This is a genomic window from Ruegeria sp. ABF4_144 (genome assembly GCF_056160045.1).
Genome location: NZ_JBSWWK010000001.1, coordinates 798,494 through 818,606 on the forward strand (window position 1 = coordinate 798,494; position 20,113 = coordinate 818,606).

At 59.6% G+C, this 20,113-nt stretch carries 23 protein-coding genes and 1 tRNA gene; 15 read left to right on the forward strand and 9 right to left on the reverse strand.

The genetic code is table 11. From position 1 onward, the window contains the following. Entirely contained in the window at positions 1 to 618 is a 618-nt protein-coding gene (locus ACXAGD_RS04120) for a hypothetical protein (protein WP_475208671.1), read from the reverse strand. 223 nt (positions 619 to 841) lie between these two features. Further along, complete coding sequence (locus ACXAGD_RS04125) at positions 842 to 1,417, reverse strand: GcrA family cell cycle regulator (RefSeq protein ID WP_170445228.1); 576 nt, start codon at positions 1,415 to 1,417, stop codon at positions 842 to 844. Between the two features lie 125 nt (positions 1,418 to 1,542). Here ACXAGD_RS04125 and ACXAGD_RS04130 point away from each other — a divergent pair, with 125 nt between their 5' ends. Next, on the forward strand, positions 1,543 to 2,346 hold the full coding sequence (locus ACXAGD_RS04130) for an ABC transporter permease (protein WP_475208674.1): 804 nt from the start codon (positions 1,543 to 1,545) through the stop codon (positions 2,344 to 2,346). On the opposite strand, the gene ACXAGD_RS04135 is transcribed toward ACXAGD_RS04130, so the two are convergent. After that, positions 2,328 to 3,218, reverse strand: coding sequence for a DMT family transporter (locus tag ACXAGD_RS04135; RefSeq protein ID WP_475208675.1), 891 nt, complete (start codon positions 3,216 to 3,218; stop codon positions 2,328 to 2,330). The two genes, ACXAGD_RS04130 and ACXAGD_RS04135, sit on opposite strands and share 19 nt — an antisense overlap. Positions 3,219 to 3,511: 293 nt before the next feature. Between ACXAGD_RS04135 and ACXAGD_RS04140 the strand changes: the two genes are divergently transcribed. Both ACXAGD_RS04140 and argF read left to right on the forward strand, forming a co-directional pair. After that, the gene (locus tag ACXAGD_RS04140; protein WP_475208676.1) at positions 3,512 to 4,699 is read left to right on the forward strand and encodes an acetylornithine transaminase; all 1,188 of its coding nucleotides are present in this window, start codon (positions 3,512 to 3,514) and stop codon (positions 4,697 to 4,699) included. Between the two features lie 73 nt (positions 4,700 to 4,772). After that, positions 4,773 to 5,699: an ornithine carbamoyltransferase gene (argF, locus tag ACXAGD_RS04145; RefSeq protein WP_475208678.1), complete on the forward strand. Its 927-nt coding sequence runs from the start codon at positions 4,773 to 4,775 to the stop codon at positions 5,697 to 5,699. Here argF and ACXAGD_RS04150 read toward each other — a convergent pair. Both ACXAGD_RS04150 and ACXAGD_RS04155 read right to left on the reverse strand, forming a co-directional pair. Further along, a complete protein-coding gene (locus ACXAGD_RS04150; protein WP_475208679.1) occupies positions 5,696 to 6,292 on the reverse strand; it encodes a ferric reductase-like transmembrane domain-containing protein in 597 nt (198 codons plus the stop codon). The genes argF and ACXAGD_RS04150 overlap by 4 nt on opposite strands. A 6-nt stretch (positions 6,293 to 6,298) precedes the next feature. Further along, the gene (locus ACXAGD_RS04155) at positions 6,299 to 6,787 is read right to left on the reverse strand and encodes a twin-arginine translocation pathway signal (protein ID WP_475208680.1); all 489 of its coding nucleotides are present in this window, start codon (positions 6,785 to 6,787) and stop codon (positions 6,299 to 6,301) included. A 189-nt stretch (positions 6,788 to 6,976) separates the two neighbouring features. Between ACXAGD_RS04155 and ACXAGD_RS04160 the strand changes: the two genes are divergently transcribed. The 7 genes from ACXAGD_RS04160 (at position 6,977) to ACXAGD_RS04190 (ending at position 10,999) form a co-directional block, all read left to right on the forward strand. Further along, positions 6,977 to 7,798 carry a phytanoyl-CoA dioxygenase family protein gene (locus ACXAGD_RS04160; RefSeq protein ID WP_475212486.1) on the forward strand — a complete coding sequence of 274 codons (822 nt, stop codon included), beginning with the start codon at positions 6,977 to 6,979 and terminating at the stop codon, positions 7,796 to 7,798. A gap of 113 nt (positions 7,799 to 7,911) precedes the next feature. Then, the gene (locus ACXAGD_RS04165; RefSeq protein WP_475208681.1) at positions 7,912 to 8,874 is read left to right on the forward strand and encodes a pirin family protein; all 963 of its coding nucleotides are present in this window, start codon (positions 7,912 to 7,914) and stop codon (positions 8,872 to 8,874) included. Positions 8,875 to 8,940: 66 nt separating this feature from the next. Beyond that, a complete protein-coding gene (locus ACXAGD_RS04170; RefSeq protein ID WP_475208682.1) occupies positions 8,941 to 9,915 on the forward strand; it encodes a 2-dehydropantoate 2-reductase in 975 nt (324 codons plus the stop codon). A gap of 49 nt (positions 9,916 to 9,964) precedes the next feature. Then, positions 9,965 to 10,107, forward strand: a tRNA-Arg gene (locus ACXAGD_RS04175). A 6-nt stretch (positions 10,108 to 10,113) separates the two neighbouring features. Further along, positions 10,114 to 10,470, forward strand: coding sequence for a hypothetical protein (locus ACXAGD_RS04180; RefSeq protein ID WP_475208683.1), 357 nt, complete (start codon positions 10,114 to 10,116; stop codon positions 10,468 to 10,470). Further along, positions 10,463 to 10,729: a hypothetical protein gene (locus ACXAGD_RS04185; protein WP_475208685.1), complete on the forward strand. Its 267-nt coding sequence runs from the start codon at positions 10,463 to 10,465 to the stop codon at positions 10,727 to 10,729. Before ACXAGD_RS04180 ends, ACXAGD_RS04185 begins: the two co-directional genes overlap by 8 nt. Before the next feature lie 42 nt (positions 10,730 to 10,771). Further along, positions 10,772 to 10,999 (forward strand): hypothetical protein, encoded by a 228-nt coding sequence (locus ACXAGD_RS04190; RefSeq protein WP_475208686.1) that lies wholly within the window; start codon positions 10,772 to 10,774, stop codon positions 10,997 to 10,999. A gap of 492 nt (positions 11,000 to 11,491) precedes the next feature. Here ACXAGD_RS04190 and ACXAGD_RS04195 read toward each other — a convergent pair whose 3' ends face one another. Continuing rightward, positions 11,492 to 11,950 (reverse strand): NUDIX hydrolase, encoded by a 459-nt coding sequence (locus ACXAGD_RS04195; protein ID WP_475208687.1) that lies wholly within the window; start codon positions 11,948 to 11,950, stop codon positions 11,492 to 11,494. A 141-nt stretch (positions 11,951 to 12,091) separates the two neighbouring features. Continuing rightward, positions 12,092 to 14,545: an ATP-dependent helicase HrpB gene (gene hrpB, locus ACXAGD_RS04200; RefSeq protein WP_475212488.1), complete on the reverse strand. Its 2,454-nt coding sequence runs from the start codon at positions 14,543 to 14,545 to the stop codon at positions 12,092 to 12,094. Between the two features lie 129 nt (positions 14,546 to 14,674). Here hrpB and meaB point away from each other — a divergent pair, with 129 nt between their 5' ends. The 5 genes from meaB to ACXAGD_RS04225 all read left to right on the forward strand — a co-directional run bounded on the left by meaB (position 14,675) and on the right by ACXAGD_RS04225 (position 18,629). Further along, entirely contained in the window at positions 14,675 to 15,652 is a 978-nt protein-coding gene (meaB, locus tag ACXAGD_RS04205) for a methylmalonyl Co-A mutase-associated GTPase MeaB (RefSeq protein WP_475208689.1), read from the forward strand. Positions 15,653 to 15,764: 112 nt separating this feature from the next. Continuing rightward, the gene (locus tag ACXAGD_RS04210) at positions 15,765 to 16,949 is read left to right on the forward strand and encodes a Hint domain-containing protein (protein ID WP_475208691.1); all 1,185 of its coding nucleotides are present in this window, start codon (positions 15,765 to 15,767) and stop codon (positions 16,947 to 16,949) included. A gap of 119 nt (positions 16,950 to 17,068) precedes the next feature. Then, a complete protein-coding gene (rpmB, locus tag ACXAGD_RS04215; protein WP_085794823.1) occupies positions 17,069 to 17,356 on the forward strand; it encodes a 50S ribosomal protein L28 in 288 nt (95 codons plus the stop codon). A 404-nt stretch (positions 17,357 to 17,760) separates the two neighbouring features. Beyond that, positions 17,761 to 18,111: a hypothetical protein gene (locus tag ACXAGD_RS04220; protein WP_475208692.1), complete on the forward strand. Its 351-nt coding sequence runs from the start codon at positions 17,761 to 17,763 to the stop codon at positions 18,109 to 18,111. Positions 18,112 to 18,155: 44 nt separating this feature from the next. Continuing rightward, on the forward strand, positions 18,156 to 18,629 hold the full coding sequence (locus ACXAGD_RS04225; protein WP_475208694.1) for a copper chaperone PCu(A)C: 474 nt from the start codon (positions 18,156 to 18,158) through the stop codon (positions 18,627 to 18,629). An 88-nt stretch (positions 18,630 to 18,717) separates the two neighbouring features. Here the strand turns inward: ACXAGD_RS04225 and ACXAGD_RS04230 are convergent, their stop codons facing one another. Continuing rightward, entirely contained in the window at positions 18,718 to 19,326 is a 609-nt protein-coding gene (locus ACXAGD_RS04230) for an HdeD family acid-resistance protein (protein ID WP_475208695.1), read from the reverse strand. A gap of 69 nt (positions 19,327 to 19,395) precedes the next feature. Then, positions 19,396 to 20,091, reverse strand: a complete 696-nt coding sequence (locus ACXAGD_RS04235) for an NAD-dependent deacylase (RefSeq protein WP_475208696.1) — start codon at positions 20,089 to 20,091, stop codon at positions 19,396 to 19,398. Positions 20,092 to 20,113: the final 22 nt, after the last annotated feature.

Here is a 20,113-nt window from a genome sequence, read left to right on the forward strand (position 1 = left end):
TCAGCTTGGGACGCAGACGTTTGTGACTTGTTTGATCAGTGCATCCGGACGCTCGACCAGATCGAAGCGCCATCGTCTCGGGGACCAATTGTAGATACGTTCTTCGTCGGTATCATCGACAAACAGCAGACCGTGAAAGTACCATTCGGAAGTCGATTTGTAGCCGGTCTCTGTTGTGTAGAATGAAAACCCACGTAGTTGGTGCAGGGTTTCGATCGGAGAGTTTTCTGCATGTTCGGCGATGCAATAGGGCGAACCACCCGCGATCACACGTGTTTGAATTAGGATCATCGGAACGGTCAGCAATGACCACAGCGCTGCGATAACCGACACCGCTATTCCCAGCTTTGCAAAACGTGATGGACGTACTTTTCCATCTTTTCTCGACCAGATGAGGAACCCGAACCCCAATGCCATTGTCAGGGTAAGGCCATGGAGCAGTTGAGTGGTGGAAAACAGAGAAAGTACGCCAGAGGCTATTGTGAAGAAAACTCCAAGAAGAAGTGTGACGGCGAAAAGGGTATGGGCGAGAAATGTGGGAATCCCGCGCAAACCCATGAGGGTCATGGCTGAAAGGATCAAAGGCACCGCAGGCGCAATCCAGACCACAAGATACATGGCCTTTATCCAAAATTCGAAAGTTCCGAAGGAATAGTTCGGCTCGACAACATTTCGATCCAAAGGCTGGAAATAGGCCAAAAGGATCAGGGCAGCGTACCCGCAGAAAAGGTATTTGGGATTCAATCTGAACTGAATCTGAAAAACTCTTGTAAAGAAAGCGGAGTGTTAGGATTGACCGCCCGCCATTGGGCGAGCGGCCAGCCTATTTGTTAGATCAAGCTTACCGGCGGCGGTCGCGGCGCGAGCTCATGGGCTGGAAGGCTACGCCGACATGCGCCTCGCAATAGGGCTTACCGGCTTCTACGGGCAGGCCGCAGAACCAGAAATCCTCGGTCGCGGGGTCACCCACAGGCCATTTGCAGGTCTTCTCGGTCAGTTCCATCAGCGTCAGCTTCTTGGCCTTCTTTTCGATCTCGTTGACCTTGGCCAGTGCCTCGGGACTGATCTCGTTGGCCGAGGGCTGCGGCGGCAGCGGCTGACCTGCCGGGATGATCTGGCGGCGTGCAGGTACGGCGGGTTTCGCCTCTGCCGCGGGGGCAGGGGCGGGACGCGCCGGTTCGGTTTTGGGTGCGGGCTTCGGCTTGGCCTCGGCCTTGGGCGCGGGTGCCGGTTTTTCCTTGGGCTCGGCCTTGGCAGGCGTTGCACCGGTTGCGCGGTTCGACAGGCCCAGACGGTGCACTTTGCCGATCACGGCGTTGCGGGTTACACCGCCCAGTTCCTTGGCGATCTGGCTGGCCGACTGGCCTTCGCCCCACATTTTCTTCAGAAGTTCTACGCGCTCGTCAGTCCAGGACATCGGTTGCCTTTCAAAAGCGGAAAGCGGCCCCGGATTCGGGCCGCCTTGGGAATTCGTCTCAGCCCCCTATTTTAATCACTGCGGGCCGAGTTACAAGCGGTCTTCGAATCAGCTATGGGGCAGACATGCAGAATCTTATTGATCAGGACGCGCGCCGGTTTGGTGCGGTCAACTGGATGGGCCTCTACACGCTGGCCAAACGCGAAACGCTGCGGTTCTTGGCCGTCTGGACGCAGACCTTGCTGGCGCCTTTGGTGACCGCAGGATTGTTCCTGCTGATCTTCACCATCGCCATTGGACCAGGGCGACCCGACGTAATGGGGGTTCCGTTTCTGGTCTTTCTGGCACCGGGCATCATGATGATGACAGTTATCCAGAATTCATTTGCCAATACGTCGTCTTCGATCATCATCGCCAAGATTCAGGGAAACATTGTCGACACGCTTATGCCGCCACTTTCGCCTCTGGAAGTTCTGCTGGGCTATCTGGCTGGCGGCATTATCCGGGGCGTGTTGATCGCCTTTGTCGTCGCGACTGCGTTCCTGGTCTTTCTGTCGATTGCGCCGCAAAACCTGTTGATCACGCTGGTTTTTGTCATCCTCGGTGGGGCCTTCATGGGTGCGTTGGGCCTGTTTGCCGGTATCTTCGCAAACAAGTTCGACCAGATGGCGGCGATTACCAACTTCATCGTCACGCCGCTCGCCTTTCTGTCGGGCACGTTCTACTCGGTCGAGGCGCTGCCGCCGCTGCTGAACAAGCTGAGCCACCTGAACCCGGTATTCTACCTTATAGATGGCTTGCGCTTTGGGATGATCGGAGTGTCCGACAGCTCTCCGTGGTTAGGAATGGTCGTGTGCACCAGTGCTACGCTGGTGGTTGGCGCGATCACCTGGCAGATGCTGCGGACGGGTTACCGGCTCAAGGCCTGACGCTGCCGTGTTTCGCGCCAGACCAGGATCAGCCCACCTGTCAGGATGATGGCTGAACCGATCTGACTCACAACATCCGGGATCACGTCGAACACTGCAAAGTCGTACAGGGCGGCGAAAATCAGCGTTGCATAGCTGATGGGCGCGACAAAGGACGCATCCGCGCGGGCCATGCCGTTGACAAAACAGGCCTGAGCGCAGGCCATCAGCACGCCAATACCCGCCAGTGCCGCCCATTGCGCAGGCGTTGGCATCTGAAACACGAAACTGACCGCTACCGAGGCAATCGTAAGCCCCATCGCGTTATTGACCAGCAGGATCTGGATCGGAATTTCTCGGCCCGAGAGTTTCTTGATGAAAATCAGCTCCATCCCAATCACCGCCGCCGCTGACAGTGCAAGCAGCGCTGCGGGCTGAAAACTGGCAGGCGTCGGTCGCAGTAAGATCAAGGCTCCGGTCAGTGCCACAGCCGCAGCCAGCCAGCGCCAGGGGCCTACCCCCTCTTTCAGCAACGGGACGGCCAGCACCATTGCGAAGACCGGGTTTAGGAATGAGATTGCCGTGGCGTCCGCAATCGGGATGAACGCGACCGAGGCGAACATCAGCGTGATCCCGACCCACCCGAAACTGGTCCGTCCAATATGTAGTCCCCAATGCGGGCGACGCAGTTTTGGGCGCAGAATGCCCACCGCGCTAACAATCACCAGAAACGCAAACAGAAACCGCCCGTGGCTGATCTGCATCGGATGCAGCGCGGGGCCCAGCGTATCCGTCCCCAGTGCTTTGGCCAGCAGCGTCGTGCCCGCGATGAATGCGCTGGCGGTCACGATCAGCAAAGCCGCAAGGGCAGGGTTCTGGCGCGCGGGTGTCATGCCCCTAGCGGTGGGCCAGCATCGTGAAAATAGCAAGCAAGAAACATTCGTCTCAGAACGAAATTTCGGAGGTCGTGATTTTCAGGGTTTTCACAACGCCCGCGCCCCGCTATACGGCGCGACATGATCAAACACGCACATATCCTGCGACTCCGACGCCGACGCATTGCCGCGTAACCGGCCTGTTTGATCTATTGCGCGCTGTAAATCCGCGCAAACCCCACCAAATCTGTTGACGAACACTGCCTTCGTGTATCACTCACGGGGCTCAACATATCGAAAAGGATGATCCGATGATCCCGTCCGTTCTGCCGACCTATAATCGTGCGCCCCTGACCTTTGTGAAGGGCGAAGGCGCTTGGCTGACCGAGGCGGACGGCCGACGTTTTCTGGACCTCGGCGCCGGGATTGCGGTGAACGCGCTGGGCCATGCGCACCCCGCACTGGTCAATGCATTGACGGAACAGGCGCACGCGCTGTGGCATGTCTCGAACCTGTACAACATCCCGCAACAGCAGGCGCTGGCGGATAAGCTGGTCGAACATACTTTTGCCGACACGGTGTTCTTCACCAACTCGGGTACGGAATCCTGCGAGCTGGCCGTGAAGATGGCCCGCAAGTATTTCTATGACAAAGACCAGCCTGAGAAGGTTGAGATCATCACCTTCAGCGGCTCGTTCCACGGCAGGTCCTCGGCCGGTATCGCGGCGGCTGGGTCCGAGAAGATGACCAAGGGTTTCGGCCCGCTGCTGCCGGGTTTTGTGCATGTCACGTTCGGAGACCTCGATGGAGTCACCGATGCGATCACCGACAAGACGGCTGCCATCATGATTGAGCCGGTGCAAGGCGAAGGTGGTATCCGCCCGGTACCAGACGCTGAGATGAAGGCCCTGCGCCAGATCTGCGACGAAAACGGCTTGCTGTTGATCCTTGATGAGGTGCAGTGCGGCGTCGGTCGGACCGGTAAGCTGTTCGCGCATGAATGGGCGGGAGTTACGCCGGATATCATGATGGTTGCCAAAGGCATCGGCGGCGGCTTCCCTCTGGGCGCTGTACTGGCCACCGAAGACGCAGCAAGCGGCATGACGGCGGGTACCCATGGCTCTACCTATGGCGGCAACCCTCTGGGCTGCGCCGTCGGCTGTGCGGTGATCGATCAGGTCGCCACCCCCGCTTTTCTGGAAGGGGTAAACCGCAAGGCCGGCCTGCTGCGCCAAAAGCTGGAGGGTTTGGTTGCCGATCACCCGGAGGTGTTTGAAGACGTGCGCGGCTCTGGGCTGATGCTGGGCATCAAATGCAAGGCGACCAACACGGATGTTGTGAATGCGGGTTATGACAACGAGGTCATCACTGTTCCCGCTGCGGACAACGTGATCCGCCTGCTGCCGCCGCTGACCCTGACCGAGGATGACATTGCCCAGGCCATGATCCGCCTCGACAAGGCCGCCGCGCAGGTCGAAGGCGCGCTTGCGACCGCCTGATCTTCATCTTTTCCCAATTATTCCGGGGTGTGGGGGCTGACCCCCGCCGACCGACAGCCAAAAGCGAAACGAAATGAACCATTTTCTCGATATCCACAAAACAGACGCAGACGATCTGCGGGCGATGATCAATCAAGCCACCGCGATGAAGCAGGCCCGTTCGGGCCAGCCCAAGGCAGCACTGGACGACGAACAGCCGCTCAAGGACCGCATGGTTGCGTTGATATTCGAAAAACCCTCGACCCGGACCCGCGTGTCCTTTGATGTGGGCGTGCGTCAGATGGGCGGCCAGACGATGGTGCTCTCGGGCAAAGACATGCAGTTGGGCCATGGTGAGACGATCGCGGACACCGCGCGCGTGCTGTCGCGCTATGTCGACATGATCATGATCCGGACTTTTGATGAAACCATCCTGACCGAGATGGCCGAATATTCCGACGTGCCGGTAATAAACGGCCTGACGGACCGCACCCACCCCTGCCAGATCATGGCCGACGTGCTGACGTTTGAGGAGCATCGCGGCCCTATCGCGGGCAAAAAGGTTGTCTGGACCGGCGATGGCAACAATGTCTGCGCCTCGTTCCTGCACGCCGCTGGCCAGTTCGGATTCGATCTGACCTTCACCGGCCCGGCCCAATTTGATCCCGAAGAGGAATTCATGGGATTTGCACGCCAGAAAGGCTCGAAAATCGTAGTTGAGCGGGACCCGTACAAGGCCGTTGAAGGCGCTGATCTGGTTGTTGCTGACACCTGGGTCTCGATGCACGATTCTCAGTCGGCTAAGGAGCGCCGCCACAACCTGCTGCGCCCGTATCAGGTCAACACCGAGTTGATGTCCCACGCCAAGCCCGACGCGCTGTTCATGCACTGCCTGCCCGCGCACCGAGAGGAAGAGGCAACGTCTGAGGTCATGGACGGCCCGAACTCGGTGATCTTTGATGAGGCCGAGAACCGCCTGCACGCGCAAAAGGCTGTCATGCGCTGGTGTCTGGGCGTTTAACGCCTGCCTACATCCCAAACACGCAGTTTGGCGAGCGTCCGAATGCTCGCCAATACGACCAACGTGCACAGGGCGGTTTTGGTCATAACTTCCATCGTGCCTTCGATCAGCATTGCGTGCACCACGCTACCGATGATGGTTACAGCGGCCAGTCCCGTATGACTTAGCCTCCATACTCTGAACCGAAGCCCGAGCCGTTGCCGGTATACGCCTAAAAGGGCGGCCCCAAATGCCGCCCACATTGCAACTACGCCCCAAGCCGAGAACGGAGTGGGTGAGACGAACAGCAAAGCGTCCACAACGTCGGGTGGGCTGGTAATCCATAAGCCGCCGACATGGATCAGGATGGCCGCGATCAGAGTGATGCCAACCCACCGGTGCCATCTACGGCTGGTCAGCGGAGAAAGCCCAGGCAGGTAACGACCGGCCAGAAGTGGCTGGAGCAGCAGCAAACCCATACCGAAAACGCCCGCAAACCCTGCGATGATGTAGACTGGATCGCGCCAAGCCAGAAACGGGCTGTTCACTGCCGCGATCAACGGGACCGTCAGGACGAGGGCAAGAACCGTCCAGATCAGCAAGGCACGGGTCACGAATGGTCAGAGGGGTTGCAGGACGAAGTGTGCGGCTAGGGTCTTGTCCTTTGAACTTGCCATGATCGGGCGCAGGAATACTGTCTCAAACTCACCACTGTCATAGGCCAGATGGCCATGGGGTTGGCCGAACGCAGGTACGATCTGTGGCATCTCGAGCCGAAATTCTCCGTTCGCATCGGTCAGAGTTGCGCCGTGGCTCTGCGGGTCGCGTTCATGGCCTTCGGTCGTGTGCGCCCAGATCTGGATGCGCTGGCCGGGAAGGGGCGCTCCGTCACCCGCGCGGCGTACGGTACCGGTCATCCAGAATCCGCCACCTCCGATCCGATCAACGACGGGTGCGCCTGGGCGATAGTTGTTGGATCCTCCGCGCATGGACGGTGTCGGGGACAGCCCAGCTGCACGTGCGGGCAGCAGCAATCCAGTTGTGCCGGTTGCCAAAACAGCACCGCCGATGGCAATCATGGAACGGCGGGAAAAGCCTGTCTTCGTCATGTCGGGACCTCCTGCAAGGTGTCTTCCAATAGGATCGCAACGCGCCACTGCGCAAAGATAGCACGGTTCACGCAAATTCCGAGGCGACCTTCACGGGCCTGTGATCGTTCAGCGCGAATTTCTTTGACCGCAAGCAAACGGTGGTGCCATCCTTGCGCTACCGATCCGAAAGGGCGCCCAATGGACAAAATGCAAGCAGTGTCACCTGACGAAATCGCCGCCTTTAAACGCGACGGGGCCGTGGTCCTGCGCTCGAAGTTTTCGGGCCATTGGCTGTCGTTGCTGCGCGCAGGAATTGATGCGGACCTTGCCGACCCAACAGACAACTTCACTCGCCACACCAAAGACCCCAGCGCCCCGGCCTATTTCGAGGACTACTGGGCCTGGAAAAAAATCCCTCAATTCACTGATTTTGTGCACAATTCCCCTTGCGCCGCGCTGGCCGGGCAACTGCTTGGCGCACCTTCGATCAACCTTGTCATGGACAACTGGTTCCTGCGCGAGGCCGGGTCGACCTCACGCCCACCGTTCCATCAGGACCTGTCCTATTTCGATTTCGAAGGCACGATGTGCGTGCTCTGGCTGCCGCTGGAGCCTGTCAGCAAGGAAAACGGAATCGCCTTCGTCAGAGGCTCGCACCTGTGGGACAAGCTGTTCATGCGGGTGCGGTTTGCGGACGGACATCCTAGCTATGAACCGACCGAGGTGGCCGGCCTGACCTATCATCCGCCGCCCGATGTCAACGCTGACCCGGACGCCTATGATCTGCTGCAGTGGGATATGCAGTTGGGCGACTGCATTTTTTTCGACATGCGTACGCTACATGGTGGTCTGTCCTCGGTCACGCCCAGCGAAACGGTCCGACGCTTTACCCTGCGAATGACGGCGCCCGACGGGACCATCCGGTATCGCGGCGATTGGGCAAAAGATGAGCGCGCGCAGTTCGAGGCGGCTGGCTACCGTGAAGGGGATCGCATCGACGGGCCGTTCTTCCCACAGCTGTGGCCGTAGGCATCGCGAAAATGCCTGCACCCTGTCTGTGCGAATTTGCAATTTTTATTGCAAAAATTCGCCCTATATCCTTCTTTTGTGAACCTTAATACCCTGATCACAGGAGAGCTGGAATGAGTTGGAACCCGACCCACACCCCCGAATGCCTGTCGGAAAGCACGGCGCTGGAAACCTTGATCATCCCGCGTGCTCGCGATCTGGGCGGGTTCGAAGTGCGCCGCGCGCTGCCTTCGATCAAACGCCAACTTGTCGGGCCGTTCATCTTCTTTGATCAGATGGGTCCCGCCGAGTTCATCACCGAAGGCGGCATCGACGTGCGCCCGCATCCGCATATCGGTCTGGGCACGGTCACCTATCTATATCAGGGTGAATTCGAACATCGAGATAGCTTGGGGACCCATCAGATGATCTACCCCGGCGAGGTCAATTGGATGGTGGCCGGGCGTGGTGTTACGCATTCTGAACGTACCAGCGCGGAAACGCGTGCGCAAAAACACAGTCTGTTCGGCATCCAGACTTGGATCGCTCTGCCCGAGGCGCATGAGGATATGGCCCCGGATTTCGAGCATCACAAACAAACCGCCCTGCCGCATATTCAGGACCAAGGGGTCAGCGCCCGCCTGATCCTCGGCTCAGCCTATGGTGAAACCAGCCCGGTTACGATGCTGTCCGAAACTTTTTACCTGGACGTTCAGCTTGAACCGGGCGCCGCGTTTCCCCTGCCGGATGATCACGAGGATCGGGGTGTTTATGTCACGCAGGGTTCGGTCGAAATTGCCGGTGACACGTTCGAAGAGGGTCGCATGATGGTGTTCCGCCCGGGGGATCATCTGTCGGTCAAGGCCGGGCCATTGGGGGCACGGCTGATGCTGTTGGGTGGTGCGACACTGAACGAGGACCGTTACATCTGGTGGAATTTCGTGTCGTCCTCGAAGGAGAAGATCGAGACCGCCACCCGTGAATGGAAAACCGCCGATTGGGCGAATGGCGCATTTCACCTGCCTCCGGGGGATGATCAGGAGTTCATTCCGATCTCTGAAGAGTTGGAGCGAACCCGGCCAAGACTGGCCCGCTGACCAAACGTCAGGGGGGCTTGCCCGGCACTTTGATCCCGGCGATCCTTCCCGCCGGGGAGGCGCACCATGAAGATTGTGATCGCAGGCGCGGGCAGTATCGGATGCTATTGCGGGGCGTTGCTGGCCAATTCCGGCCATGACGTGGCCCTGCTGGGCCGACCACGCATTCTAGACCCAATCCGGGACATGGGTCTGACGGTTACCGATTTCTCGGGCTTGAATTGTCATGTGGCAGCGCAGAATGTGACTCTGACCGAGGATGCAAGCTGTCTGGCTGCAGCAGAAGTGGTGATCGTGACCGTCAAGACCGGTGCAACGGCTGAAATGGCGGCCCGAATTGCCCAGTTCACGCAGACGTCTGCCCCGGTTCTTTCCTGGCAGAATGGGATGGAAAACGCAGGCACACTGCGTGAGGCCCTGCCGGATCACGATGTGCGGGCCGGGATGGTGCCTTTTAACGTAGTGCCGACTGAACCGGCTTGTTTTCATCGGGCAACTTCGGGCGAGATTGTCATTCAAAGCGGCCCCGGTGCCTTGGGCCAAAGGCTCAGCAGCCCCGATCTGCCGGTGATCGAAAGCGATGACATCGACGCCGTGCAATGGGGTAAGTTGTTGATCAACCTCAACAACGCGCTGAATGCGCTGTCTGGTCTGACGCTGAAAGAGCAACTGCTGGATCGCAACTGGCGGCGGCTGATGGCCGATCAGATGACTGAAGCCTTGGCAGTTCTTAAGGCAGCAGGTCACCCGGTGGCCTCGACCACACCTCTGCCGGCGTGGATGACGCCGCACATTCTGCGCCTGCCGACGCCGGTGTTTACCCGGATCGCCGCGCGTTTGCTGACGATTGATCCCAGTGCGCGAACCTCAATGGCCTATGATCTGATGGCAGACCGCCCGACCGAGATCGACAGCCTGCAAGGTGAAATTATCTGCCTTGGCGTGCAGTTTGGAGTGGCAACCCCAATCTGCACCAAAGTGCGGGCGCTGATCGAACAAGCACCGAAAACCGCACTGTCGCCGGATCAGATCAGACCATAGTCGCGGTCAGACAAAGGCCGTCAGGAACACGAAAATCGCCGCCGACATCGCCGCCGCAGCAGGAACGGTAATCACCCAGGCTGCCACGATGGTCATGAAATGCGACCGACGCACCAGCTTGCGACGCTGGTGTTCTTCGCGGGCCAAGCGCTGTTCGGCGGGACGCTGGAGGTTCGATTGTTTCCAGCGGCGGTCCGAGTGCCACTCGCGGTAGAACCCAACTCCGAACACCGCACCTACGGCAATGTGGGTGGAGCTAACCGGCAGACCAAGCCAGCTGGCCACGATTACTGTAATCGCAGCCGACAACGCCACACAGAAGGCGCGCATCGGGTTCAGTTTGGTGATCTGACTACCCACCATACGGATCAGCTTGGGACCGAACAGGAACAGACCAAAGGAAATCCCAAAGGCACCGATCACCATCACCCAGCTTGGGATCGCCACTTTCGAAGCGAAATCGCCGAATTCCGCCGCGTGCACGATCGCTGCCAGCGGACCAACCGCATTCGCCACGTCATTGGCGCCATGGGCAAAGCTGAGGAATGTGGCTGAGATCACCAACGGCAAGCCAAACAGCGTCTTTAGTGACTTCGTTCGGTTCTCCAACCCTTCGGATTTGCGCCGCACCCAAGGGACTGTCACCGACCAGGCCAGCAGGCCCGAAGCCAGACCGATCAGCAAAGCGATCTCAAGCTCGATCTTCACGATCCGCTTTAGACCTTTGACAGCCAGATATGTGGCGAATGCCGCGGCCATAACGGCCACGAGGATCGGAACCCATCGCCGGGCGGCAGCAATCTTGTCGTCCTGATACTGGATTTTGGCTTTGATCAGCGCCAGGAAACCCGCCGCGATGACTCCGCCCAGAACAGGAGAGATCACCCAGCTTGCCGCGATAGCGCTCATCGTGCCCCAGCTGACGGCGCTCAGGCCCGCTGCAGCGATGCCCGCGCCCATCACACCTCCGACGACCGAGTGTGTGGTTGAAACCGGTGCGCCGACCCAGGTGGCAAGGTTGACCCACATCGCCGATGAAATCAGCGCCGCCATCATTGCCCAGATAAACACGTTGCTGTTCTGAACCGAGGCCGGGTCGATGATCCCTTTTGAAATGGTCGAGACCACATCGCCACCCGCCAACAGCGCGCCCGCACTTTCGGCGATGGCTGCGATGACGATCGCGCCGCCCATGGTCAGAGCATTTGCGCCAACCGCTGGGCCCATGTTGTTGGCCACATCATTGGCACCAATATTGACGGCCATATAGGCCCCGAAAACCGCAGCCGCGACAACAATAAGCCCGCCGTCCGCCTGTCCGAAAAACACGGCCGCAGACAAGCCGGCCAACGCTATAAAGGCCAGTGCGATGCCGGGTGCCAGCATGGGGCGAGCGACGTGGACATTCGCGTTTTCGACACGCGAGATGCGGTGCAGGTCGCTGTCCAGCGCCTGCCAACGGGTTTTAGTAGTCATGTTTGACATGGGATTTTGCGGCTTATTTGAATTGACACACGCGGCTAGACGGTTTCACCCGCGCGGGCAACCGCTTTGTCATCAAATTTTTGGGAAACTGTTACAATTGGAGCAGTATGTCGCGCAGTTCCGGCTCATTTACACGTTCGGCGGCTACTGCGGGAGTTACCCAATCTCGGGTGCGTTCCCGGGCTTCGGGGAAATCATCTGCAAGATCCCGCACCACGATCCGATAGACGCTGGTCAGAACCGGCAGGGCCGAGCCGTCTTTTAGAATTTTGTCATAGGTAAAATGGCCAATCGGGTCTTTGGCGGGAACTGGCGCGCGTACGCCAGCCTCTTCCCAGGCCTCCTGCAGGGCGGTTTCAGCGCCGTCCTTGCCGTTCATCGGCCAGCCTTTGGGAATGATCCAACGTCCTGTGTCGCGGCTGGTGATCAGCAGAACTTCAGGTCCGGTCTCAGTTTCACGTGTGCACAGCGCAGCGAACTGCACCCGCTTGGGGCGCAGGAAAATAGGTCGTGCGACCTCCTCCCAAATATTTCGCAACCATTTTGTCATGAGTTGATCAACTACACGCGCGTTACTGTTAAGCCGCAGAGATATAGCAACACAAAGGCGCAGCTTCAATGAACCTTTTATGAAAGCCGGCGTGTCCCCTTTGCTCGCAAAGATGTTTGATCGAAAAACCTGAAGAAAAGATCAATCGCGATTTTGCCCACGCCGTTTAGCGCGCAGTGTGGGATCAGCCTGGGTCGGATCCTCGGGCCAGGGGTGCTTAGGGTATTGCGCGCGCATGTCCTTGCGGACGTCCGCATAGGATCCGGCCCAGAAACCGGGCAGGTCGCGGGTGATTTGGATCGGGCGCTGTGCCGGAGATAGCAGGGTGATCTTCAATGCTTCGCCTCCGACAACGGGATGGCGGGTGATACCGAACAATTCTTGCAGACGTACCGATATTTCAGGCACGGCGCCGCTGTAATCAATCGGCACTTTGCGCCCCAGCGGCGTTTCAAACGATCCCGGCGCGCGGCGATCCAGCTCTTGTGTCTGGTTCCAGTCCAACCGGGCGCGTAGGGCCGGAAGCAGATCAAACCGCTTCCACTCCTCTGCATTTCGCACGTTTGAGAGCATCGGCAAAAGCCAATCTTCAAGGGATCCCGTAAGCCCAACGATGCTGAAATCGGGCAGGTCAGCACCTTCAGTCCGCACCAGTTCAACCCGGGCGGCAAGGCGGGCTGCAGCGCCGTCCAGCTTTAGGCCCAGATCGCGTACACCGTCCAGCATGGCTCGGGCCACCGCGTCGTCAGGGACATTCTTCCAGATGCGGTCGCTCAGAGTGATCGAGCCAAACCGCTCTTGTTGGCGAGCCACCACCCTCCGGTCGCGTTTCGACCACTCGCAACTGTCAACCCACTCGATCTGGTCCGTGAACAGGTCGCGGATTTCGCGTTCCGAGATCTGGGCCGCCATGCGCACGCGCGCCTCACGCGGGTTGCCGTCGGTATCTGTGACCACCAGATAGGGAGCAGCGGCCAGTGTGTCGCCAGCGTCCAGCACTACGCCTTTGCCGCCCGACAGGACATAGCGTGGCACATCGCCCTTACGACGTTGTCCGATCCGGTCGGTATAGGCCAAAGCAGCCATTGAGGCTGGGCTTAGATCAGTGCGCTTGCCCTTTTGGCGCAACCGCTTGGTTTCGGCCTTGATCCGCTCCACGGCGCCCGCATTGACTTGCCAGACTCGGTTGCGCTGAAACGCGCGCATGTCGCGCAAAGCTTCCAACCGCAGCAGCAGGTCCACCGTTGCCCCTTTAAGAGGATCGCGTTCGGCCATCAGCGCGGCCAACGGCGCGGCGTCAGGTCCGGCGCGTACCAGCATATGCCCCAGACGCGGATGTAAAGGCAGCGCGGCCAGTGCACGCCCGTGTTCAGTGATCCGCCCTTTGACATCCAGCGCGCCCAGCATGGTTAGCAGTGCCTTTGCCTCAGCCATGGTGCCTTCAGGCGGCGGTGTTAGAAAGGCCAGATCCCCAGGCTCGGCGCCCCATAAAGCCAGCTCCAACGCGAGTCCGGTCAGGTCCGCCGCTTCAATCTCGGCCGGGGGGTAGGCGGTCAGAGCGCCTTCTTCGCCCTTGGACCACAGCCGATAGCAGACCCCTTCGGCCACACGTCCGGCGCGGCCTGCGCGCTGGGTGGCCTCGGCGCGTGTCACACGCTCGGTCACCAACTGCGACATGCCCGAGCCCGGATCGAACCGCGCCCGCCGCGCTTGGCCCATATCGACCACTACGCGGATATCGGGAATGGTCAGAGAGGTTTCGGCAATCGACGTAGCGAAGACCACTTTGCGCCCTTCTTTAACCGGGGTAATCGCCGCGCGCTGGGCGGAAAAGGGCATCGCGCCGAACAGGGGGCGGGTCACGCAATTGCCGGGCAAGCGCCCGGACAGGGCGGCCTCGGCCCGCCGAATTTCGCCCTCGCCAGGTAGGAATACCAACACGCCGCCGCCGGTTGCGCGCGTGTCTCGCTCGGCCTGAACAACCAGATCGACCAGGGCGTCCAGCCGTCTGGCCTGCGCACCTAAGGGCCGGTCCAGCCAGCGGGTTTCGACCGGATAGCTGCGCCCCTCTGAAGTGACCAGCGGCGCCTCCATCAGTCGCCCTACGGGTTCCGCGTCCAGTGTCGCGGACATGGCCAACAGGATCAGATCGTCCCGCAGTGCTCCTGTGACCTCCAGACACAATGCCAGCCCAAGATCTGCGTTCAGGGACCGTTCGTGGAATTCGTCAAAGATCACCGCACCGACGCCGGGCAGGTCGGGATCGGATTGGAGCATCCTTGTCAGGATACCCTCGGTAACCACCTCAATCCGCGTGGATTTCGAAACCTTGGCGTCACCGCGCACGCGATAACCAACCGTTTCACCCGCCCGCTGGCCCAACGTTTCCGCCATCCGTTCGGCAGCAGCGCGTGCGGCCAGTCGGCGTGGTTCCAGCATCACGATCTTGCCCTCGCAAATACCCGCCTCAAGCATCGCCAGAGGCACTCGCGTCGTCTTGCCAGCACCTGGAGGCGCTTGCAGAACGGCCCGGCCCGAGGCTTTGAGGGCGGCAAGCAGGTCAGGAATGGCGTCGTCAATGGGCAGGCGTGTCATTTGGGCTTTATCAGCCAACCGCCCGGCAAGGTCCAGTTCCGACACGCTGCGGCAATTCTCACGGTGCTTGGCACTGGACAAACCCCGTTCCGCTACGCCATCAAGGCGAAAATCGGGTAGGGGACACGCATGAACACCGCTGAGCTGGGTGACAGGATTTTGAATGGCGAGCGCCGCGCGCTGGCCCGTGCGATTACTCTGGTCGAAAGTGGCCGCGACGATCACCGAGCGCAGGCGACCGAGTTGCTGGCCCATGTCGGAAAGCCCCAGCGGCAATCTTTGCGCATCGGTCTGTCGGGAACGCCGGGGGTGGGTAAATCCACCTTTATCGAGAGCTTCGGCATGATGCTGATCGGGCAAGGGTTGCGGGTGGCAGTTCTGGCGGTTGACCCCAGCTCGACCCGGTCGGGGGGGTCGATTTTGGGCGACAAAACCCGGATGGAGCGTCTGAGCCGTGAGAGAAACGCCTTTATCCGCCCGTCGCCCAGCCAATCGCATCTGGGCGGTGTTGCGCGCCGCACACGCGAAGCAATTGCCTTGTGCGAAGCGGCGGCCTTTGATGTCGTCCTAATTGAAACCGTAGGAGTGGGCCAGTCTGAAACCGTAGTTTCAGAAATGTCGGACCTGTTCTTGTTGCTACTGGCCCCGGCGGGTGGCGACGAGCTGCAGGGTGTCAAACGCGGCATCATGGAAATGGCCGACATGATTCTGGTCAACAAGGCGGACGGAGACCTGAAGGCCACCGCCACCCGAACCTGCGCCGATTATGCCGGCGCCCTGCGCCTTTTGCGCAAGCGCCCGCAGGATCCGGAAGGGTTCCCCAAGGCGATGACGGTTTCGGCGGTTGAAGAACACGGGTTGGAGGGCGCGTGGACCGAGATGCAATCCCTTTCTCAATCACGCCGGGATAGCGGCCATTGGGACGCGAACCGGGCGGCGCAGGCGCAATACTGGTTCGAACAGGAGGTGCGCGCCGCCCTTCTGGCGCAACTGTCCACCGTGCAGGCCCGGAGCGATATGGAGCATCTGGGCGCGCAAGTACGGGCGGGCGGTCTCAGCCCCTCGGCCGCGGCAGAGACTATGCTGTCCTCACTGATCGCCCGTTAGGGATTCCGCCGGGCCGGGCGATGTGCGTAATTCCACCAAAAATTGTGCTATTCGCTGACGTTGGCGGGGAAACATGGTATTCTGATGCCCTTGAAGCATTGGACCTGCCCTAATGCCCCGAATATTTGGGACGAACAACGACGACGATATTGAGGTCACTGGTGATAGCGGAACCCTGAACGGGGCTCCGCAAGGGTCTCCGATTGACAATATTCGCGGGCGCGGTGGCGATGACGACATCACCGTCACGGACAGCACCATCGCCGACAATGTGATCGGCAATGGCGGCAGCGACAGCATAACCGTTACTAGCAGCACAGTGGGTGGTCGCATTGCATCCGGGGCGGATGCCGATACCGTTGATGTCAGTGGTTCGACCGTCGGGTCCATTCGGCTGGGCGGTGGCGACGATACCCTGAATTTCAGCAGTACGTCCGTCGACGACGATATTCGCGGTGGCGGCGGAACAGACACGCTGAACCTGCCGGTAGGCACGGTGATTAATGACAACGTCTTCGGTACCATCACGGTCGAGGACGGCGTCGGTTATTCGGTGTCCAGCGGCACGTTTACCCTGCCGTCTGGCATCGTGGTTACGTATTCGGCGTTCGAAAACGGCTCAGGCGTTCCTTGTTTTACACGCGATACAGTTATTATGACACAGACCGGGCAACGCCCGATTCAGGCGCTGAGCATCGGGGATATGATCTCTACCCTAGAGGATGGGCTGAATCCCATCCGATGGATCGGCCATCGATCGTTCGATCGGGCAGCGTTGCTGGATAATTCGCGCCTTTGGCCGGTGCGCATACTGGCCGGTGCGCTGGGCAACGGGCTGCCCCGGCGGGATCTGCTGGTCTCACATCAGCACAGGATGCTGGTCCAATCAAAGATCGCAGAACGCATGTTCGGCACGTCCGAAGTGCTTGTACCAGCGATCAAATTGACTGCCTTGCCGGGAATTTTCGTTGATGAAACCGTGGCAGGGGTCGAGTATTTTCACCTACTGTTTGACCGCCATCAGGTGATTTTCGCCGAAAACGCCCCAACCGAAAGCCTGTTCACCGGCGCTGAGGCCATGAAATCGCTTGGCGCCGAGGCAAGGCGTGAGATTTTTGAGATTTTTCCTGAGTTGATCGAAAAGCGCCTTACACTAACGCCTGCGCGCCTTATCCCGCGTGGACGGCAGCAGGTGCGCCTTGTAGAGCGGCACCGAAAAAACAATAAACCGCTGTTATGGGCGCCAACCAAACCGGTCCGTGACGTCGGTGTAAAGAATTCGCGTGATCCGTCTTGACCCTTCCGGCGATTCCCACTACACGCATCCAACCAGTTTTCGGGCGCGACTTCGGGTTGCGCCCCTTGTGATTTGGCCGAGGGCGTTATGCCCGGCCTCCAGAAACAAAGGAAGAAACCATGTCGCGCCGTTGCGAACTGACCGGAAAAGGCCCGATGACTGGCAACAATGTCAGCCACGCCAAAAACAGAACTCGTCGTCGTTTTCTGCCGAACCTGAACGACGTTACCCTACAGTCCGAAACTCTGGGCCGTGGCGTCAAGCTGCGCATCTCGGCTGCTGCTCTGCGTTCGGTTGACCACCGCGGTGGTCTGGACGCGTTCCTGGCCAAAGCCAAGGACGAAGAGCTGTCGGCAAACGCTCTGAAAGTGAAAAAGGAAATCGCCAAGGCACAAGCCGCGGCCTAAGCCCTTTTTTATCTGCAAAAAATTCGACCCTGTGCCGCAAGGCGCAGGGTCTTTTCTTTCGTGGTCTGTTCCTAGATTGGAATTAAAAATCCTTCGTTGGTGACATTGTTCACATACACTTGGCTCTGCCTGTTTTATGTTTAGTCATATTCATCTGGCGGAGTTCTATCTCATGTCTTTCAAGCTATCTGATTACCTCTCCCTGTTGGCTGCCTATTTTGGCAAAACGTTTGGGACATGCTTTCGGATGCAACGACAGGTGAACAGGTTGCATACGAGCCTGACCAAAGGGTCTGTCAAACGTCCCGGCGTGGACGGCTGACAGCGTACCCATCCTGGCGGACTTCAGGCGTATCCGATTGCGCTTGAAGCCCGCTTTGAGCCGGGCTTATATCTGGCGCAGGATGAAGACCGTTCTGAACAGTTTCCTGCCATTGGTGCTATCTCTGCTTGTCATGTTGACGGGGCAGGGCGTAGCTGCGTCGCGTGGAATGGACAGAGCGGTCGGGCAAATGGTGTTGTGCACCGGCTCGGGCCCGGTGGTGGTCTACATGGACGCCGAAGGCCAGCCGACTCATCCGCCACATTTCTGTCCTGACTACGCGTTGACCCTCTTGGGTGCGATTAACGTTCCGGCACCCGAGTTGCCTATGGCACCAGAGGCGGCACGACCTGTGCCCCTGCGCAAGGCGGACAACCTTATTGCCCTTCCGGTGCCTTACAGGCCGGCACGCGCGCCTCCGGTTCTGAACTGAGAACTTTTCCATTCCTATCAATTATCCATGTAAGGAGAGGCGCGATGTCCCTCAAATCCAAACTGTTCGCCACATTGGCTGCTGTAACCCTGGCCACGACTGCGTTTGCGCAAGATACGATTGCTGTTGATGACGCCTATGCCCGGTCGTCTGGAAAATCGGCCAAGGCCGGAGCGGCGTTCATGATGATCCAAAACACCGGTGAAGCCGATGACCGTCTGATCGGCGTGGAATCGGATGCCGCCGCGCGTGTCGAGCTGCATACCCATCAGGTCGATGACAGCGGTGTGGCCAAGATGGTCCACGTCGAGGAAGGCTTTGTCATCCCGGCAGGAGAAACCCATATGCTGAAACGTGGTGGTGATCATGTGATGTTCATGGGGCTGACCGCTCCGTTCGAGCAAGGGGCGATGGTTCCTGTTACCCTGATCTTTGAAAACGCGGGCGAGGTCGAGATCGAGGTTCCCGTCGATCTTGAGCGTCAGGACAAGGGCGGTCACGGGTCGCATTCGCACTGAGGACACGCTTGTCTTCAGGCCGCGTTGCGGCCGTCATCCATGCGTCAGGTCGGGCTTTGCCCGGCCTGTTTGCGTTGGAGAGGGTGGTTCAGCGGTTGACCACTTTCATGGCCACGCGGTCATGGGCGCGTTTGAAACGGGCGGTCAGCCAGAACATGACGGCCGAGAAGGCCAGCGCCCCGAAGGCAATCGCCCATCCCAAGGCCACCATGCCGCTGCCGGGCCAGAAGATCAGAACCAGCCCGATCACTAGCGCCGCGATCCCCGAATTACGGACCGAAGCGGCATCTGGGTGCTGATCCGACATCTGTCGCCACGCCATCAGAGAGCCGACCCCCATGATCAGCGCCCATGCGCCCAGCAGGAAGAAGGTCAGCCGGGCTACGCCCTCTGGCCAGATCAGCAGCACCAGCCCGATGAGCAGAGCCCCGATGCCAACGCCACCGATCAATCCGCGTCGACCGAAGCCCAACAACGTCAGGCCGCCGTCGAGCACCAGCAACAGGCCGAGAAGTCGCAACAACAGTGAAATACTGCCTGTCGGCCAGAACAGCGCTGCAATGCCCAGCGCCCCGGCCAGAATTCCACGCAGCAGAAAGGTCCACCACAGATCCGCCAGTTGATCCCCCAATGCGTCGCGGCCCTCGAGGCTGTTGTCGTCCAGGATTTCTTCGCGTGGATGTTGGGGGTCTGTCATGATACTCTCCCGGCGTGTTAGGCCTTTATTATAAACAGGAAAATCCGGTGCTGTCTGCGGGAATTGCGGTCAAGGCTGCGTCAGCAGTCCCTCGACCCATCGGGGAACGGTTTCCGATGCGGGACCGAGGATGACCTCAACAAAACTGGAAGCCCCGTCTGACGGGTCAAGGTTCAGTTCGACCGTTAGCGCGCCGGACATGCGGGCTTCGTGCACAAACGCGGCGGCAGGATAGACCTGACCTGAGGTGCCGATCGCCGCGAACAGGGTCGCGCTGGCCAGATGGTCGTAGATTGTGTCCATGTCATACGGCATCTCTCCGAACCAGACCACATCCGGTCTCGCCGTGGGCGCATTGCAGGCTGGGCAGGATTCGCCGACCATCATTTCTGGGGGAGCGGTCCAACGGTGATCACAGGCTGCGCAAAGTGCCCCAGCCAGCGTGCCGTGCATGTGTATTACGCCTTGTGCGCCACCTGCCTCGTGTAGGTCATCAACGTTTTGGGTGACAATCACCACATCACCGCGAAAGCCCTGTTGCAGGCGGGCCAACGCCGTGTGCGCCGCGTTGGGTTGCGCCTTGGCCGCCTGTACCCGGCGGGCGTTGTAGAATGCATGAACCAGTGCCGGATCACGGGCAAAGCCCTCGGGCGTGGCGACATCCTCGATCCGATGTTGCGCCCACAGGCCGTCTTCGTCGCGGAACGTGCCCAGCCCGCTTTCAGCGGATATTCCGGCCCCCGTCAGAATCACGATCTTTTCCATCTTTGCCTCACGCGCTACACCT